This window comes from Microcystis sp. LE19-84.1B (genome assembly GCF_027531875.1).
Taxonomy (GTDB): domain Bacteria; phylum Cyanobacteriota; class Cyanobacteriia; order Cyanobacteriales; family Microcystaceae; genus Microcystis; species Microcystis panniformis.
This window is the reverse complement of record NZ_JAPZSR010000054.1, coordinates 1-18,545: the sequence shown is the minus strand read 5'-3', so window position 1 is coordinate 18,545 and position 18,545 is coordinate 1. Positions and strand designations below refer to the sequence as shown.

The 18,545-nt window shown below is 43.9% G+C and carries 17 protein-coding genes; 8 read left to right on the top strand and 9 right to left on the bottom strand.

Annotated elements, in window-relative coordinates; genetic code table 11:
• The coding region (locus O9324_RS02865; RefSeq protein WP_288139422.1) for a hypothetical protein at positions 1-340 on the top strand (340 nt) is incomplete at its 5' end.
• A gap of 101 nt (positions 341-441) precedes the next feature.
• Here O9324_RS02865 and O9324_RS02860 read toward each other — a convergent pair.
• From O9324_RS02860 to O9324_RS02845, 4 genes are all read right to left on the bottom strand, one after another.
• Complete coding sequence (locus tag O9324_RS02860) at positions 442-666, bottom strand: type II toxin-antitoxin system HicA family toxin (RefSeq protein WP_002748708.1); 225 nt, start codon at positions 664-666, stop codon at positions 442-444.
• Positions 666-878 (bottom strand): type II toxin-antitoxin system HicB family antitoxin, encoded by a 213-nt coding sequence (locus O9324_RS02855; protein ID WP_002749012.1) that lies wholly within the window; start codon positions 876-878, stop codon positions 666-668. The genes O9324_RS02860 and O9324_RS02855 overlap by 1 nt, the downstream gene beginning before the upstream one ends.
• A gap of 373 nt (positions 879-1,251) precedes the next feature.
• A complete protein-coding gene (locus tag O9324_RS02850; protein ID WP_002789598.1) occupies positions 1,252-2,445 on the bottom strand; it encodes a Coenzyme F420 hydrogenase/dehydrogenase, beta subunit C-terminal domain in 1,194 nt (397 codons plus the stop codon).
• Positions 2,446-2,560: 115 nt separating this feature from the next.
• On the bottom strand, positions 2,561-3,478 hold the full coding sequence (locus tag O9324_RS02845; RefSeq protein WP_288139421.1) for a histone deacetylase family protein: 918 nt from the start codon (positions 3,476-3,478) through the stop codon (positions 2,561-2,563).
• Between the two features lie 278 nt (positions 3,479-3,756).
• On the opposite strand from O9324_RS02845, the gene O9324_RS02840 reads away from it, so the two are divergent.
• Complete coding sequence (locus O9324_RS02840) at positions 3,757-4,626, top strand: alpha/beta fold hydrolase (protein ID WP_002770957.1); 870 nt, start codon at positions 3,757-3,759, stop codon at positions 4,624-4,626.
• Positions 4,627-4,826: 200 nt separating this feature from the next.
• Positions 4,827-5,765 (top strand): glycosyltransferase family 2 protein, encoded by a 939-nt coding sequence (locus O9324_RS02835; RefSeq protein ID WP_288139424.1) that lies wholly within the window; start codon positions 4,827-4,829, stop codon positions 5,763-5,765.
• A 274-nt stretch (positions 5,766-6,039) separates the two neighbouring features.
• Here O9324_RS02835 and O9324_RS02830 read toward each other — a convergent pair whose 3' ends face one another.
• Both O9324_RS02830 and O9324_RS02825 read right to left on the bottom strand, forming a co-directional pair.
• Complete coding sequence (locus O9324_RS02830; protein ID WP_287629194.1) at positions 6,040-7,464, bottom strand: ammonium transporter; 1,425 nt, start codon at positions 7,462-7,464, stop codon at positions 6,040-6,042.
• 174 nt (positions 7,465-7,638) lie between these two features.
• A complete protein-coding gene (locus O9324_RS02825) occupies positions 7,639-9,075 on the bottom strand; it encodes an ammonium transporter (protein ID WP_287629195.1) in 1,437 nt (478 codons plus the stop codon).
• A 532-nt stretch (positions 9,076-9,607) separates the two neighbouring features.
• Here O9324_RS02825 and ribD point away from each other — a divergent pair.
• From ribD to O9324_RS02805, 4 genes are all read left to right on the top strand, one after another.
• On the top strand, positions 9,608-10,705 hold the full coding sequence (gene ribD / locus O9324_RS02820; protein ID WP_288139420.1) for a bifunctional diaminohydroxyphosphoribosylaminopyrimidine deaminase/5-amino-6-(5-phosphoribosylamino)uracil reductase RibD: 1,098 nt from the start codon (positions 9,608-9,610) through the stop codon (positions 10,703-10,705).
• Between the two features lie 238 nt (positions 10,706-10,943).
• On the top strand, positions 10,944-12,917 hold the full coding sequence (gene htpG, locus O9324_RS02815) for a molecular chaperone HtpG (RefSeq protein ID WP_288139423.1): 1,974 nt from the start codon (positions 10,944-10,946) through the stop codon (positions 12,915-12,917).
• Positions 12,918-13,241: 324 nt separating this feature from the next.
• Complete coding sequence (locus O9324_RS02810; RefSeq protein ID WP_288139419.1) at positions 13,242-14,744, top strand: DEAD/DEAH box helicase; 1,503 nt, start codon at positions 13,242-13,244, stop codon at positions 14,742-14,744.
• 200 nt (positions 14,745-14,944) lie between these two features.
• A complete protein-coding gene (locus O9324_RS02805; RefSeq protein ID WP_002744294.1) occupies positions 14,945-15,295 on the top strand; it encodes a 4a-hydroxytetrahydrobiopterin dehydratase in 351 nt (116 codons plus the stop codon).
• On the opposite strand, the gene O9324_RS02800 is transcribed toward O9324_RS02805, so the two are convergent.
• On the bottom strand, positions 15,292-16,170 hold the full coding sequence (locus tag O9324_RS02800; protein ID WP_287629198.1) for an NAD(P)-dependent oxidoreductase: 879 nt from the start codon (positions 16,168-16,170) through the stop codon (positions 15,292-15,294). The two genes, O9324_RS02805 and O9324_RS02800, sit on opposite strands and share 4 nt — an antisense overlap.
• 28 nt (positions 16,171-16,198) lie before the next feature.
• On the opposite strand from O9324_RS02800, the gene O9324_RS02795 reads away from it, so the two are divergent.
• Entirely contained in the window at positions 16,199-16,345 is a 147-nt protein-coding gene (locus O9324_RS02795) for a hypothetical protein (RefSeq protein WP_288139425.1), read from the top strand.
• Here the strand turns inward: O9324_RS02795 and O9324_RS02790 are convergent.
• Both O9324_RS02790 and O9324_RS02785 read right to left on the bottom strand, forming a co-directional pair.
• Positions 16,337-18,136: a BRCT domain-containing protein gene (locus O9324_RS02790; RefSeq protein ID WP_288139418.1), complete on the bottom strand. Its 1,800-nt coding sequence runs from the start codon at positions 18,134-18,136 to the stop codon at positions 16,337-16,339. The genes O9324_RS02795 and O9324_RS02790 overlap by 9 nt on opposite strands.
• A gap of 228 nt (positions 18,137-18,364) precedes the next feature.
• Positions 18,365-18,545: hypothetical protein (locus tag O9324_RS02785; protein WP_288139417.1), on the bottom strand; the 181-nt coding region annotated here is incomplete at its 5' end.

Here is an 18,545-nt window from a genome sequence, read left to right as displayed (position 1 = left end):
AGAGAGACTATTACAAGAGATTGAACAAGCACCGGATTCTTTAATAGAAGAAACTTTAAACTTCCTCCTTTCAGCACAAGCTAGTTATGCTAAATCTGAAAGTAATGTAGGAGAGGCAATATTAAAGCTTCTGGAAGAGATACCATTAGACAATGACGACTTAGAAAAGTTGCCTATAGATCTTGCTAATCAACATGATTATTATCGGTTCTTCCGAACTTACACTGTAGAAAATTCCCCAAGCTCCCTCTCTGTCCAGCAATGCTCTAAAGTTGATAAATATCAATCTAACAAAAACTCAAAGCCTTGCTGTACAAGCTTTACAAGCATGAGTTGTTAATAGTTTTGCATGACAGATTCGGTAGAGCCTTATTATCTTTCAAGAGAAAATTTGACAACATCCAGAAAAACGGGGACATTAAGCTTAAATCAAGATTGAAATTACAGCAGACGAATAAATTCTTCTTGTGTCAGTTCAGCATCGCGTAAAATTTTTAAGAGTAATCCTTTCCCGACAGTTTTCCCCCGATGAACCGGTACGGTGACAACTCTTCCATCTTCATGTTTTAAGCGCAGATGACTTCCTTTTTGTCGGATAGATTGAAACCCTATTCTCGTTAAAGCTTTGATAACTTCATCACCTGTTACTACCGGTAATTTTGGCATCATATAGACACCTTTTCAATTCCAACAAACTCCGATACATCTTCAGGATTGTCATCTTCCAAGCAAAGTTCAATTACTTCCCTGATATTCTTCATCAATTCATCAATCGTTTCCCCTTGACTGTAACAACCCCGAAGTTGAGGAACTTCCCCAACATAATATCCATCCTCATCTCGTTCAATGACAACATAAAACTCTCTTTGATGGTTCATGGTTCTCAATCCTTAAAAAAATTATCGCTATCTAAGCGATTATTGAGACTTGAAAATAGGGTCTGTAGGCGCACGGATTTTCCATTATGAATATAGTATCCTGTCAAGTCGCCTTTGTCAAGAGAAAATTTAACAACATCCAGACAAACGTAGCCTATTGTAGGGGTAATTCATGAATTACCCCTACACCTATTACCTAGTCCAGTAGGGTGCGTTAGACGGCAAAAATTTCTGCTTTGACTTGAAGCTAACAATCCGTCGTAACGCACCACCTATCATTGACTTGAGGCGAAGTATTCGGACGATAACCTATCGTTGAAACCGTAGATTTCCTATCCGAATGCTGCGCCCCTACTTTTTCAGCATACCCTAATTAATCGGGCAATTTGTACTGTTCCACAATCTTTTTAGCATATTCAGGAACATGAGCCGCTAATTTTTCAGGATAATTACGTTTAACATAAAGGTAATTACGGGTAAAGTGAGAATCGATGGAAAAGCGAGCATATTCTAAACCTTTAGGCCCAATTTTTTCAATTACTACTCCCATCATTTTTGCCGCCCACATCGGCAAGGTTACACCTTTATCATAGGCAGGAATGCTATTTTGTACCGCCTGTTTTCTATCACCACTAGACATAACATCTTGGGTATTTAATTGATCTTTAACTAACTCTAACATTTCCTTGCCCGTATCATTACGAACGACAATCCATTGCCAGCCAAAAGGTGCGCCCATATAGCCCACAACCAAATCGGCAAGGGAGTTAACGTAATCAAAACAAGTCATACAGGAAGGGGCAAAAACATCTTTTAACTTATTAGTCTTTAAGCCAAAAAAAGGAACCATTTCGATCGAGCCGTCTTCGTGTTGAAAGTGTACCCGAAAATCCTGCATAAATTCGTAGTGAACCACAGTTTCTGGGGAACGACTGGTAGTTTCTAGAAACTTTTGTAGTCCTGAGCGGGTGACATTATCGACGCAGGGAGTTCCTAAGACATATAACTTTTCTAAGCCTAATTTTTTTTCTACTGCTCTGAGGGCTTGAATTTGACAACCAACTCCGATAACTAATAACCGTTTCATGCCCGATTTTTCAATTTCTTCTAGGACTGATAAATTGGGAGAAAGAGTCGGTTTATTAACTTTAGCGGCGAGAATTTCTTCCGTGGTACGGGCGAGAATCGGCTGCGGTTGAAAGCGATCCTCGGCGGTATTCTGCACACAAACCACCCCTTCTACTAAACCACGATCGAGCATTTCACAGGCAATTGTACTGACGATTCCTGTCCATTGCGCCCCGGGGATAGCTTGTTTTTTCTTGGCAGCCATCATCTCTTGATGAACACCAAAATAGAGATCATTTTCCTGATTTAAGTCGCGACTTTTGCCGTGTGCTGCTGCTTCTAAATCGGCGATTTGTTGATTAAGAAAAGCACAAGCTTCTTTAACATAGTGAATGTAATAAGTGTCACAAAGTCCGCACTCGCTACACAATTCTTTGGCAGGACGACGACTATTGGGTTTCAGGGCTTTGGCTTTGAGGTGTGGCGCAAGGGAGTTCATAATCTTAAAAGGCAACTAGCTCAAGGGTTTTTTTCTATCGATCGTTTACCTTACCGCATTAGATCGCTTTGTTAGCAATCTTTTTAAAGAAATGTAACGATTACCCGGAATAGGATCAGAGCAAAGCTTCTAAGGTGGCGACGACGGAAGCCGCTAAAGTTTCTAAATCATAACCGCCTTCTAAGCCGAAAAGCAGCGGTTTATTGAGAGTTAAGAGGTATTTCGTTAAAATTCCATAATCTTGTGGGTGTAAACAAATGCCCGCCAGAGGATCCGCTTGATTGGCATCATATCCAGCACTAACAATCACTAAATCCGGTTGAAAATTTTTCAGAAAAGGTATGACTTGCCCCTCAAAATGTTCTTGATAATCTTTAATCGTACTTCCCGCCGGTAAGGGAATATTCAAAACATTATTAAACTCACCTTTTTCTCTCGCTTCTCCTGTGCCGGGATAAAAGGGGAATTGATGAAGGGAACAATAGGCAATCTGGGGATGATTCTCGACTATATCCTGGGTGCCATTGCCGTGATGTACGTCCCAATCAAGAATCGCTACTTTTTGCACTCTTTTATTTTCTAAAGCATAATAGGCGGCAATAGCAGCATTAGAAAACAGACAGAAACCCATGCCATAATTAGAAGTGGCATGATGCCCGGGAGGACGGGCTAAAATAAAGGCAGGATCGCCAGTGGATAAGACTCGATCGACTCCATCTAACCAGCCACTAACCGCTAGTAACGCCACATCGTAACTACGGGCAGAAACGGGAGTATCTGCATCCAATCTTCCCCCACCCCGTTGACAAATTCGCCGCAATATATCAACATAATCTTGATTATGAACTTGTTTGATCAAAGGGATTACTTCGTCACGAATTTCGATCGGTGTCGGTAAATGCCATGTTAGTTTTGACTGCCATTCTGTTTGTTTTAAAGCTCCGACAATTGCCGTTAAACGCGCCGCTTTTTCGGGATGGTAAATACCTGTATCGTGATCGAGAAATTCATCGGAATAGATAATCGAGATCATAATCAAATTACTGCTTAAGTAGCTGGTTATAATTAAATTGAAGATAGATTTTGGGTTCGATCCCCCCTGCCCCCCTTATTAAGGGGGGTGCCGATAGGCGGGGGGATCTGACAGTTTTTAACACCTAACTGCTTAACTCGTTGATTTTTGAGCAACCCAATGGTTTTAATCTACCAGAAAAGCAGCGGCTTGAGCGGCTATAGTGAAAAAACTTTACTGATTGGGTCACTTTTGCCAGATGATGCAATTATCTTTCCCCAAGGTGACAGGAGGCAAAAATGCTGACAAATTTTCGGAAATTTCAGCTAGAAGTTAATGACATTACTATCAATGGTGTCAAAGGTGGGCGCGGTTTTCCGCTGCTTTTGCTCCATGGTTATCCCCAAACCCATCAAATGTGGCATAAAATCGCCCCCCGATTAGCGGCTAATTTTACGGTGATCGCCACGGATCTGCGCGGCTACGGGGATAGCGATAAACCCTTACCCCTAGAGGATTCTAGCAATTATTGCAAGCGGGTGATGGCCCTCGATCAGGTATTGCTGATGGAAAAATTGGGTTATCAGGAGTTTTATCTAATCGGCCACGATCGAGGGGCGCGAGTTTCCCACCGTCTCGCCCTTGATTTTCCCAAAAAGGTCAAAAAACTCGTTTTACTCGATATAGCTCCGACGCTGGCGATGTACGAGGCGACTGATAAAACTTTTGCCACTGCCTACTATCATTGGTTTTTCTTGATTCAGCCTTCCCCTTTTCCCGAAACCCTGATCGCCGCTAATCCCGATTATTATCTGCAACATTGCTTGCAAAGTTGGGGTCGAGATTTTAGCGCTTTTACAGAGGAAGCTTTGGGGGAATATCGGCGTTGTTTTCGAGATTTAAGCACGATAACCGCCACTTGTGCCGATTATCGGGCCGCCGCTACCATCGATTTAGAGCATGATCGTCAGGATTTAGACCGGAAAATTTCCTCTCCCCTCTTGGTTCTTTGGGGAGAAAAAGGTTTCATTGCACGTCAATACGATGTGATCGCTCTTTGGCAGCAGCGAGCTAATCAAGTCACGGGACAGGCGATCGCCAGTGGTCATTTTTTACCGGAAGAAGCACCGGAAGAGACGGGACAGGCGATCGAGGAGTTTCTTGGCTAAGTAAAGATATTGATAGCGAAATTCTCTGAGTTAGGAGCCAGAAGAAAGGAGGTAAATCGTTAGCTAATCGGGGTTTCACTTTGACAAAATTATACTCCTGTTAGAATCTTGAACCTAAGATAATTATTAAACACAGGAGGAAAAAACTGGGATTAAATCGATTTTTTTCAATCAATTACCAATCAAATATTATTATGCAAATGCTAAAATATTCCCTGATTGTCCCCATCTATAACGAGGAAGAAACTATTGCCGAACTATATCGCCGGGTGAGTGCCATCATGAATAATTTAGATGGGGCGGTAGAATTAATTATAGTAAATGATGGTAGTAAAGATAGTTCCTTAAAACTGCTGCGAGAACTGCACAAAGCTGATTCACGAGTATGTTATATCAGTTTCGCCCGCAATTTTGGTCATCAAGCGGCGGTAACTGCTGGACTTAATTTTTGCCGAGGACAAGTAATTATTGTTTTAGATGCTGACCTCCAAGATCCGCCCGAATTAATTCCCCAAATGATTGAAAAATGGCAAGAGGGGTATCAAGTAGTTTATGCCCAAAGAACCAAAAGAAAACAAGAAAGTTGGTTTAAAAAACTGACGGCCTATCTCTTTTATCGTTTGCTTAAAAGACTAGCTGATGTGGATATTCCCGCCGATACAGGAGACTTTTGTTTAATGGATCGTCAGGTAGTAGATCTATTAAATTCTCTCCCAGAAAGAAATCGTTATATTCGTGGGTTGCGCGCTTGGATTGGCTTTCCACAAACTGCGGTTAAATTTGAACGGGATGCGCGCTTTGCCGGGGAAGTAAAATATACCTTTAGCAAATCATTATCTTTAGCTATTAATAGCCTAGTATCTTTTTCCCGTGTCCCCTTACGTTTTGCCACCTATCTAGGATTATTTTCTGCCCTGATATCTTTGATTATGGCTCTGTTAGTATTATATTGGCGTTTACAGCAGCCCAACTCACCGATCACGGGTTTTGCCACGATTATGATCGCTATATTTTTTCTGGGTTCTGTACAGCTAATTAGCATCGGAATACTAGGAGAATATATCGGTAGAATTTACGACGAAGTTAAAGGCAGACCCACCTATACAATTGCTGAGTTAGCTGGCTTACAAATTTCTTGATTCTTGTCAGTAAGAATCGGTAATTTTTTGCTGTTTTGCCCATCTGGATCAAACTCGATCCGCCTTGGCGATCGCTAATCATTAAGCCTTGGCGGAGAGTTTCTCGGTCTCGGAGAATCTTCGCACAATAACGATCGAGCATTCTTTGCCAGCGACGGACAGGATCACAATCCCCGGTGACAGAGACAAGACGACCAAAAACGGAATTTTTTAGCCCAGTTTCACAGAGACGAAATTTCGCCTCTGTTGGCTGGATCGATAGCTGATTAAATCGCTAATAATTTTCTTGCGGATTTGTGGCGGGAGGATTTTCTTGGTAGGAAAAGCTGCTACCAAACTCGAATTCCTGTCCGTAGGCTTCCTCTCCGTGTTGAGGCACATCTAACCCTTCTGCCTCCGTATTCGGTTTAACCCGCAAATCCATGAATAAACTGAGAACTTTCAGGATGACGAAAGTACCCACGGCAGCAAAGATATAAGTGGCAGCAACGCCAACAAATTGCGTCCAGACTAAGCCGGGGTTGCCAAATAGTAAACCGTCATTACCGAAGGAATTAACCGATTTAGTGGCAAAAACCCCCGTAAGGATTGCCCCTACCGTCCCACCCACACCATGGACAGGATAGGTATCCAAAGAGTCATCAAAGCGCAATTTTGCCCGGAGACTAACCGCAAAAAAACAGGTAAGGGCAGTGATCGAACCAATCAGAATCGCACCGATGGGTAGAACAAAACCGGCAGCGGGAGTAATACCCACTAATCCCCCCAAAAATCCACTAGCAATACCGATTGCTGTCGGTTTACCCCGTAAAATCCATTCTATCAGCATCCATGTCAAACCCCCAGCCGAAGCGGCGATACTGGTATTAACAAAAGCTGTCGTGGCTAGGGAACTAGAGGAAAGTGCGCTACCACCATTAAAACCAAACCAACCGAACCAGAGTAAACCGATACCTAGGAGAACAAACGGCACATTATGGGGTGCATAGGTTTGGGTACCAAAACTACGCCGCGGACCGATTACCCAAGCGGCCACCAGCGCGGAAATCCCAGAACTGATGTGAACAACGGTTCCACCGGCGAAATCCAGCGCTCCAGTAGCTGCTAACCAACCCTTACCCCAAACCCAGTGAGCTAGGGGAGAATAGATAAAGGTGGACCAAAGCAGTAAAAACCAAAAATAGGCCTTAAAGTTGACCCGTTCTACGATCGCCCCCGAAATCAAAGCTGGGGTGATGATGGCGAACATCATCTGATAGACCATAAACACTTGATGGGGAACCGTGGGAGCATAGCCGGTGCTATCGGGCGCGGTGGCCGTGACACCGTTGAGAAAAACCCAATCCAGACCACCGATAAAAGCTTCAATTCCTTCCCCAAAGCCACTTTTACCCGGGGTAACATCAAAAGCGAGACTATAACCCCAAAGCACCCAAGTTACACCGATGACACCCATGGCCACCAAACTCATCATCATGGTGTTGAGGACGTTACGGGAACGCACTAAACCCCCATAAAAAAAAGCCAGTCCGGGGGTCATTAATAAAACTAAAGCTGAGGAGATCAGCATCCAAGCGGTATCCCCAGAACTAATCGGATTGGGGGGAGCGGCGGCGATGGTTTCCGCAAAAACCGGGGCAACTCCGCAATTGAATCCCAGTCCCAGCAAAAGTATGGTTATTCCTACGATCTTTTTCATTGTCGGTTGGTGGTTAGTAGCAAGATTATTTTTTTCTGTCTGGAAAGAGACAAAAACCGAAAGAGAAAAGGTTTAGAAGGCAATTATAGCCACCGATCGCATCAGGGCGAGGCCTTCTTCCTTTTCTCTTTAACTTTGTCGGGGATCAATTAATCTATCTTTATAAGGTTTACCCTAACGAGTGCTAGGCGTTTCCATGTCAACAGTAGAAGCATAATAGCCACCGGCAACGATATCGGACTCCTTGACGAAACCGCTATAGGCTTCCATCCCGTGTTCACCCACATCCAGACCTTCTAATTCTTCTTCGGGAGTAACACGAATACCGAGGGTAGCCTTGAGGATTGTCCAAACAATACCACTAACAATCACGGTAAATGCCCCTACTGCCACAATTCCGATAATTTGGTTAATAAACAGTTGCAATTGACCGGTGATTAAACCCGCATCTTTATTGAAGATACCCACGGCTAAAGTTCCAAACACACCACAGACGAGGTGAACGGAAGTCGCACCCACCGGGTCATCAATTTTCAGGTTATCGAAGAAAGCCACCGAGTAAACCACGACCACACCGGCAATTAAACCGATGATTGCCGCCGACCAATAGGATACACCATCACAACCAGCAGTAACGGCTACTAAACCGGCCAGAATACCGTTAATAATCATCGAAAGGTCGGGTTTACCATCTTTTGCCCAAGCGGTAAAGGTAGCGGCAATGCCGCCCGCAGCCCCGGCGAGGTTAGTGGTGACAGCGATATAGGGAACAGTTTCATTAACCGCTAAAGCAGAACCGGGGTTAAAACCAAACCAGCCAATCCAGAGAATTAAACAACCCAAGGTCGCGATACTCATGTTATGGCCGGGTAAGGCACTGGTGCGACCGTTGATATATTTACCCATTCTCGGGCCGAGAATTGCCGCCCCGGTTAAAGCAGACCAACCACCGACCGAGTGAACCACCGTCGAACCGGCGAAGTCTTTAAAACCAAGGTCAGCTAACCAACCGCCACCCCAAACCCAGTGACCGGTGATCGGGTACATGATACCGACGATAATTAAGCTAAAAACCAGGAAATCGACGAATTTAATCCGTTCTGCCACGGCCCCAGATACAATCGTTGCCGCCGTTCCCGCGAAAGCGACTTGGAACAGGAAAAACACCGAGGTGGGCAAATATTTCGGCATGGCGTAGGTGGCGGGATCGCTACTGCTGAGGAACCATCCTCCTGTACCGAAAAATTCGTTACTGACAGACCCAAACATCAGGGAGAAACCGATCGCCCAAAATGATATGGTGGAGAGGGCGAAAACGATCAGGTTTTTGGCGAGAACGTTAACGGCGTTTTTCTGGCGACAGAATCCCGTTTCTAGCATCGCAAAACCCGCGTTCATAAAGATCACGAGGATGGCGGCAATTAAAACCCAGATTGTATTAAGGGCGTTTTGGACATCTTCGGGGGTTAGGGGTTTCGCATCTTGGGCCTGTACGGCTGTGTTCCAAACCACGAAAATAATCGCGGACAAAGGAACACAGGCTAACCAGACAGGGTTAATTTTCGGTAACAAACCGACAAGTTCCCCAGATTTTCGAGCAATTCGTTTCATCGTTAATTCGTTTACTTTTTTGAGTTAGTAGGTCGATTCATTACTGTTGAAAATAATTACCGAGCAATTATGTCCGTTCAACCGCTAAATCCTAGGAACAGGGGTCAATCATTTCAGAAGACCAAATACCTAGGGATTTATCTTGGGGTGTGAGTAGTCAATGTTTTTCGATCTTTGTTTTTTTGATTTGAGATTTCTGTATTCTTTGATACATTTCACTTTAAAATAATAATAGTGTAGAAGTAATCAATAATTCAGTTATCAGTTATCAGTTAGAAAGGGGATATAGGGATTTAGGGGTTTAGGAATTTAGGGGTTTAGGGGTTTAGGGAAATTTCAGCCAAATGCCCCACTACCCCACTACCCCCCGCAACGCGCACGAAGTGACCACCCCACACCCCACACCCCATCACCTCATCACCTCATCACCCCCATCTCCCAATTCATAATTTATAATTTATAATTCCCACTGATCACTGATCACTGATTACTGATCACTGATAAAGTCTCCCCTCCTTTGGAGAAATAAACCATGGCCCGGGCAACGGAATTTGATCGCAAAATGATGCAAAGATGTCTAACCCTTGCTAGGCAAGCCTTGGGGCGGACTTCTCCTAATCCTTTGGTGGGTTCTGTGATCGTTCAAGAGGGGACAATTATCGGCGAAGGTTTTCACCCAGGGGCCGGACAACCCCATGCAGAAGTTTTCGCCCTGAGACAGGCGGCAGAAAAAGCGCGTGGTGCCACTTTATACGTCAATCTCGAACCCTGTAACCACTATGGACGTACTCCACCCTGTAGCGAGGCAATTGTGCAAGCAGGCATTAAAAAAGTGGTGGTAGGGATGATCGATCCTAATCCCCTGGTGGCGGGGAAAGGCATTCAAAGATTAGCATCGGCAGGCATCGAGACGCTGGTGGGAGTGGAGGAGTCCGAATGTCGTCAACTCAATCAGGGTTTTATCCATCGCATCACCACTAAAAAACCCTTCGGTATCCTCAAATATGCCATGACTCTCGATGGCAAAATTGCCGCTACTAGCGGTCATAGCACTTGGATTACTAGCCCCGCTTCTCGCCAAATAGTCCATCAACTGCGATCGGCCTGTGATGCGATTATCGTCGGCGGTAGCACTGTCCGTCAAGATAATCCCCACCTCACCACTCACGGCCTCTCCGATCATAATCCCCTGCGCGTGGTCATGACTCGATCGCTCGATTTACCCCCCTCCGCTCATCTTTGGGATACCAGTCAATTTCCCACCCTTGTCTATACACAAATTGATGCTAATGTCAAGCTTAAGCAACAATTATTAACAAAAGGCGTGGAAGTGATCGAACTAACCGAGGTGACACCCACTTTAGTGATGGAAAATCTTGATCAAAGGGGATTTTGTCAGGTTTTGTGGGAGTGCGGCGGCGGTTTAAGTGCAGCAGCGATCGCTGAGGGCATGGTACAAAAAATTATCGCTTTTATTGCGCCCAAAATCATCGGGGGAATTAATGCACCCACTGCCGTGGGTGATTTAGGTTTCCAGTTAATGAGCCAAGCTTTACAGTTAGAAAATGTCACGGTTAATTATCTCAATCCCGATATTTTGATTGAGGGATATCTGCAAAGTGAACAGTAGAGCTACTGCAATTCTGGCTCAATCGGCAAATCTCAACCAACCGCTTGTAAAAGTCAAAAAGTCATCAATAAACCCGATTTTTGCGATCGAGTTCCAGAAATCGCCCTGCTGCCGTTAAATCCCTTTATCGGTACGGTTATCCCCCTAGAGGAAGTTGGGCAATCGCTCTGTGATCAATGCTGCCATTATCGAGCAGAATAAAAAAGTTAGAATAGTCAAGCCCTTAGTGATTGAACGTATGACGGTACTCGAAAAAGGTAATATCACGATTCATACCGAGAATATCTTCCCTATTATCAAAAAATCCCTCTACACTGACCATGAAATTTTTCTGCGGGAATTGATATCAAATAGTGTTGATGCCATCTCGAAATTTAAAATGGCTTCCTTAGCAGGAGAAGCGAGAGGAGAAGTCCCCGAACCAGAAATTAATCTCGCCATCGACAAAGAAAATCGTACCCTATCAATTACCGATAATGGTATCGGGATGACGGCGGAAGAAATCAAGAAATATATTAACCAAGTTGCCTTTTCCAGTGCGGAAGAATTTATCAATAAATACCAAAAATCAGCCAACGATTTAATCGGCCATTTTGGCCTAGGTTTTTATTCGGCTTTTATGGTGGCTAAAAAGGTAGAAATTGATACTCTTTCCTATCAAGAAGGTGCTACCCCTGTCCATTGGTCTTGTGATGGTTCTCCCGAGTTTGAATTAACCGATTCTTCCCGCAGCCAAATCGGCACCACTATCACCCTAACTTTAATGGATGAGGAAGGGGAATATTTAGAACCTGCCCGCATTCGCCAGTTAGTCAAAACCTACTCAGATTTTATGCCCGTTCCCATTAAAATTGATGGGGAAGTGATTAATCAACAACGGGCTTTATGGAAAGAATCTCCTCAAAATCTGACTAAAGAAGACTACCTAGAATTCTATCGTTATCTCTATCCTTTCCAAGAAGAACCTTTACTCTGGGTACATCTGAATACCGATTATCCTTTCTTGCTCAATGGCATTCTTTATTTTCCCAAACTCAGACCGGATGTGGATGTCTCAAAAGGACAATTAAAGTTATTCTGTAATCAGGTTTTTGTCAGCGATCATTGCGAGGAAATTATTCCCGATTTCCTGATACCCTTGCGAGGAGTTATCGATAGTCCAGATATTCCTTTAAATGTGTCTCGAAGTGCTTTAACCAAAGATCGCACCGTTCGCCGTATTGCCGATTTTATTGCCAAAAAAATTGCTGATCGCCTCAAATCTCTCTACAACGAAGACGCCAAAGAATATATTCGTTGTTGGGAAGATGTGGGAACTTTTATTAAATTTGGTTCCTTAAAAGAGGATAAATTTAAACAGCAGGTAGAAGATATTTTAATCTATCGCACTACCTACAAACTCCCAGAAACTGCGGTACAAGTGGAAGTGCAAACCGCCGAAGGTGACGCATGGCAAGAAACAACGGCAAAAACTCCCCTAGAAGCGATCGAACAGGAAGGTTATACTACTCTCAAAGCCTACCTAGAACGCCATAAAGAACGCCACGAAAATCGAGTTTTTTACTGTACCGATCCTCGTAGCCAATCCACCTACGTTGAACTCTACAAAAATCAAGGGTTAGAAATCCTCTTCTTTGATTCTTTCATCGATACTAATTACTTTATTCCTTTCCTAGAAAGAGAATACTCTGATGTGAAATTCACCCGGGTTGATTCTGAATTAGACTCGACACTGCTCGAACAGGATCAAGCTAGTGAAATTATCGATCCCGCCAGTAATAAAACCCGGGCTGAATTAATCAAAGAAATCTTCGCCAAAGCTCTCGATAATTCCCGCATCAATATCAAAACTGAAGCCTTGAAATCTGATGATCCCCAAGGTACTCCCCCAGCAATTGTCTTACTTCCAGAAGCGATGCGACGCTTACAGGAAATGACGGCAATGATGCAACAAAAAGCCATGGCTTTCCCCGAAGAACATATTCTGATGATTAATACTAATCATCCCTTAATTCAACAGATTGTCCAGATTAGTCAGGGAAGTATTGTTACTGGTAGTGGCGAATCTCCATCGGCGCAATTAGCGAAAATGCTCTGTCAGCACGTTTATGATTTAGCTTTAATCGCTCAAAAAGGATTTGATGCTGAGGGAATGCAAGCTTTTGTGGAACGTTCCAATCGCGTTCTGACTAAACTAACCGAAAAGATTTAATCTATTGCCAAACTTTGGCTGTTCCGATATGCTGAGAGTGTGTTAATTCACACTCTATTTTTTTAACCCGATCAATATGATCTAGCGATAAGCTATCTTGCCGCCGTCAGCCTTGAATAAGTTATCAGTTATCAGATGTAAGTTTTCAGTTCACTTATACTGTTTACTGTTTACTGATAACTGATAACTGATAAGTAGGGAGGCACAATTATTTGTAGGATGGGTTAGCGGTAGCGTAACATGAGCGGGCGTTGGGTTTCATGCTTCAACCCAACCTACGTTCTGTTTACTGATAACTGATAACTGATAACTGATAACTGAAAAATGCGCTTACCCACCCTCAAATATGAGCGAGGAACCTTAATTCTCCATCCACCACCAAAAGGGAAAAAATGGCTAGATTTTGCCACTTGGGATGATCGTATCGAAAGATTTCGCATTTTGGCCATTCATTATCGTCCTCTCGTGGAAACCCTACAGGAGGAGGGCATTAACTTCCAAGATGAAGCAAAAGCTTTTAACAATTTAGAATTAATTGCCAGTTTTGAACGGGAACCCTACCCCCACCAAACTGAAGCGTTAATCGCTTGGAAAAAATCCCAGAGAAGGGGTGTTATCGTCCTTCCCACCGCTGCTGGTAAAACCTATCTTGCCCAATTAGCTCTACAATCGACTCCCCGCAGCACCTTAATTATCGTGCCGACTATTGATTTAATGCACCAGTGGTATGCCCAGATGTTGGCGGCTTTTCCCGATGCCGAGGTGGGATTATTAGGGGGAGGTTCTAAGGATAATAGTGCTATTTTAATCGCCACTTATCAAAGTGCGGCAATTTATTCAGAAACTCTTGGCAATCGTTACGCTTTTTTAATTTTTGATGAATGTCATCATTTACCATCGGATTTCTTTCGGAAAATAGCGGAAGATTCGATCGCACCCTATCGTTTAGGCTTAACAGCAACACCGGATCGCGGTGATGGTAGTCATCAAGATTTAGATTATCTTATCGGTGCAATTGTTTATAAAAAAAGTCCCCAAGACTTGTCAGGAAAAGCCCTAGCGGATCATGAAATAATTCAAATTAAAGTGAAACTATCTGCCAAAGAACAGGAAAAATATCAAGAAGCAATTAAAATTCGCAATGATTTTTTAAGAAGAAATAATCTCAGTTTGTCTGGTTTAGATGGTTGGCAAAATTTTGTCATGATTAGTGCCAGAAGTAGCGAAGGGCGCCGGGCGATGTTAGCGCACCGGGAGTCGAAGGAAATATCCTCCGGAACCCAGGGAAAATTGCGGGTTTTAGCCGAGTTAATCTGTGAACACTATCCGGAAGCAATTTTAATTTTTACCAACGATAATGCCACAGTTTACCGCATTTCCGAGAGCTTTTTAATACCTGCCATAACCCATCAAACTCCCGTGAAAGAACGCCATGAAATCCTGACCCGTTTTCGTCAGGGAGAATACAAAATTCTGGTGACTTCCCATGTTCTTAATGAAGGGGTTGATGTGCCGGAAGCACGCATCGCGATTATTTTATCGGGAACTGGTTCCACTAGGGAATATATTCAGCGTTTGGGACGGGTTTTAAGAAAAGGCCAACAAGAGGATAAACGGGCGATTTTGTATGAAGTGATAGCCGAAAATACGACAGAGGAAAAAACCTCCCAACGACGACGGGGAGAGCAGAAAAATAAAACTAGCTATAAAACCGGTAATCGACAATTGGAATTATTGCCTTCTCCTCCAAAAAAATCTTTTTCTTTCCCGAAAGCTGCCGAATCTTCTACCCCTTGGGTAAGTTCTCCAGAGTCAGAGGAAGAATAGAAAATTTCTCTGGGGTATTTTCCTCTATAATAAAGGTAAGTAGGTAGGTGTTAAAAGTTGTCAGATACCCCCCTTATCAAGGGGGGCAGGGGGGATCCCCCCGCCTATCGGCACCCCCCTTATCAAGGGGGGATCAGAGGCAAAATCTATCTTCAATTTAATTATAACTACTTACTTAAAAAATCTTAATTGATACCCCTATGACCGAACTTGCTCAACAAAAATGTCAACCTTATCAATCGGGTTCTTCTCCTATCACTGCCGAGGAAATTACCGCTTTACAGGCTAAAATTCCCGATTGGAATCTCTTAGAATACGAGGGGATTCCCCGTCTGCAAAAACTCTATAAATTTGCCAATTTTCAAGGGGCAATCGCCTTTACTAATGCCGTGGGAGAAGCGGCGGAAAAAGAAGGCCATCACCCCGCTTTATTGACAGAATGGGGTAAAGTTACCGTTTCTTGGTGGACTCATGACGTGGGCGGATTACATCAAAATGACTTCATCATGGCTGCCCGTACCGATGATATTTATCGCCAACAAAATGCTTAATCATAGGCGCGAATCATCGCTTGGGTTCCCTGTTTAATTCCCTTGCCTTCGTCCAATTCCGCTACTACTTTAAATAAAGCTTCTGCTAAATCTGTCCCGGGCAGAATTTCCCCGGCTGTCTGGGCAGTTTCTTTGACTAATCGCAAATCTTTTAAGATATGTTCAATCATAAAAGCTGGCTGTAAATCTTGGGCGAGGATTTTTGGTCCCAAATTTTCCAACGCCCAAGAACCTGCCGCCCCCGTTTTACAGACTTCTATGACTAAATTGGGGTCTAATCCTTGAATTTTTGCCATTTTTAGAGCCTCACACAGCGCCACCATGTGAACTGCCCCCAAGACTTGATTACAGAGTTTTACCGCTTGTCCGTTGCCAATTTCGCCACACCAGCGAATAGTTTTACCCATGGCTTGAAAACAGGGCAGACAAGTCTGAAAATCCGCTTCTTTCCCCCCCACCATAATAGTTAAAGTGCCGTTTTTCGCCCCAATATCGCCCCCAGAGACGGGAGCATCGAGAAAACGGAGATTATTTTCCTCTAGCTTTTTACCAATCATCCTAGCGGCTTGAGAGCCAATGGTACTCATATCCACCACCAGAGTTCCCACCGCTGCCGATTCCACGACACCCCCCGGTCCCAAAATTACCGCTTCCACGTCAGGCACATCCCCGACGCAGGTAAAGACAATCTCGGCATCCCTGACGGCGGCGGCAATATTAGAACAAATGTTCGCACCAGCTGCCCCAGCAATGGTTATCCCCGGCGCTTCTGGGGTACGATTCCAAGCATTGACAGCAAAACCCTGACGGACAAGATTAGCCGTCATCGGCGCTCCCATCACTCCTAATCCTAAAAAGGCAATTTTTTGACTCATAATTTTCGTAATCAATGGAAAGGGAGGTGTGGGGATGTGGGGATGTGGGGAAGTGGGGAAGTGGGGAAGTGGGGAAGTGGGGAAGTGGGGAAGTGGGGAAGCTGTCTCATCACCCTATCACCCCAAAACCCTATCACCCTATCACCTGACGACCGACGACCGACGGCTAAAGTAATTCTACCATTTGCAGAAATTGGGCTTCTGAAAGGGTTTTAATGCCTAATTTTTGAGCCTTTTTGAGTTTCTCACCGGGAGCTTTACCGAGGAGAATATAATCAGTATTCGCACTGGGGGAACCGGTAACAGTACCACCGACATTAATAATCAATGATTTCGCTTTCTCGCGACTGATTTGGCTGAAGGTTCCTAGTATAACTACGGTTTTTCCTCTTAGGGGATTTTCTGCGGATTCTTGACTCGTCTGGACTATCTTTGCTGCGGGTTGCACTTCTAAACTTGTATCGGCAACCGTGATTTTTTCTGCTGTCACCACAGGAGTCTCCTCGGCAATCACCGGGGGGGTTTCCAGTTCTTCTACTACCGGAGTTTCCTCGGCAATCACCGGGGGAGTTTCCGGTTCTTCTACTACCGGAGTCTCGCTAATAATTGCTTCCGGTTCATTAGTAGTAATAGGGGCAGTTTGTCGAGAGAAATCGTCTCTTTCTTGTTGTAGGTTTTGAATTTGAACCTCTAAAGCGGCGATTTTTTCTTGCTTAGTTGTTAACTCACCCTCAAACTTAATTTTTTCCTTTTCTAAAGCTTTAGCTGCCGTTTTTTGGACTTCTAAATCTTGAGTTATTTGGCGATTTTGTTGGCTTAATTCCTCGATATGACGGGAAGTTGTGGCTTCTAATTGGTCTTTTTCGGCACTTAATTGGTGTAGTTGAATCTCTAAATTGGCAATATTTTCCCGATAGGTTTCTAACTGTTGGGGTAACTGGGTTAATTCCTGTAATTGCCCTTCTAAATCAGCAATTTTTTCGGCAGCAGTGGTTAATTCTGCCGATAATTCCCCTTTCTGGACTTCCAAAGCTTGTAACTCCAGTTTAGCTGCTTCGAGACGAGCGCCGAGACTGTCCTTTTCGTCGGTTATAGCCGCCACTTGAGCGACGGTTTCTTGGAGTTTTATAGTTAAATTGTCGCATTCTTGGCCTAAAGAGAGCGATCGAGTTTGACTTGCGGCTAAATCTTCGCTGAGAGACTTTTTTTCCTGTTCTAACCCGCTAATTTGACCCTGTAAGCTGGCTATTTCTTGCTGTCCTTGCTCATACTGTTCTGTTTGGTGAGCCAGATTCTGTTCTAGGGTTTGAATTTGACCTTGCAAGCTGGGAATTTGGGCGGCTAAATCGCTTAATTCTTGATTTTTATGCTCTAAATCGGCCACTTTCGCCTTTAATTCCTCGGCTTTTTCTATATCTTGCTGTAAGAGAGCTTTATCCTGTTCTAGGGTCTGAATTTGACTATAGAGAGAGGTGGTCTGTTTTTTGGTCAAATCAAATTGACGGTTAATTTCACCTTTTTGCTGCTCTAAAGTTTGAATCTGTGCCTCTAGGCTAGTAATTTGGGCTTTTTCTGCCTCTAACTTCTCCATCAAACCAGCTTTCTCCGCTTCTATGTCCTTAGCGGTGGTTTTCAGTTGTTCGATTTCACTCTCACCTATCTGCACAGCTTGCTGGAGGGACTGGAGAGAATTTTCTAAATCCGTAGCTTTATACTGTAATTGGGCGGAATGTTGTTCTATGTGAATTATCTTGGCGTGCAACTGCTGATTTTCGTCTTTTAAGTCTGATTGCGCCACGTCTAAACCCTTGACTTGAACCAACAAATCTGCGTTACTTTGCTGTAATTGCGCTTGTGCGGCTAAAAGGGCGGTATTTTTGCTGACGAGACCAGAGCGCGACCAGAGGAATAGTCCTCCGAAAACAGCACTTAAACCTAATCCTTCATAAATTAATTCGTTGAGCATATCTACCCTCCTAGACAAGCGAAAAACAGTCACCTAACCGAACTGATGCGGCAATTTTGGTTATAGACCTACATCTCTACTTATATCAGTTACGGGGTACATTCGGGGGAAGGGGGGGAAAGTCACTTCTTTCTGCCAGTGTAAAAAGGTGATTTAGCTATTCGCGTCATGCTAACCTGTATCTGATCCCATTCTTAGGTGATTTCCAGGTTGATTTCTTCCTGATGGTCAAAATAGTAGCCCATGGCCGCAGGAGCTATGGTTGATAATTATCCATTGACCGCGATCGCCTTTTGACCTTTGACCCCTTCCCCTTGAACTGCGATCGCTGATTAGTTGATAGTCAATAATTAATTGAAAAAACACGGATGAGAAGCTAGGGACATTTCTTCTCCGCCAAGTCGCTAGA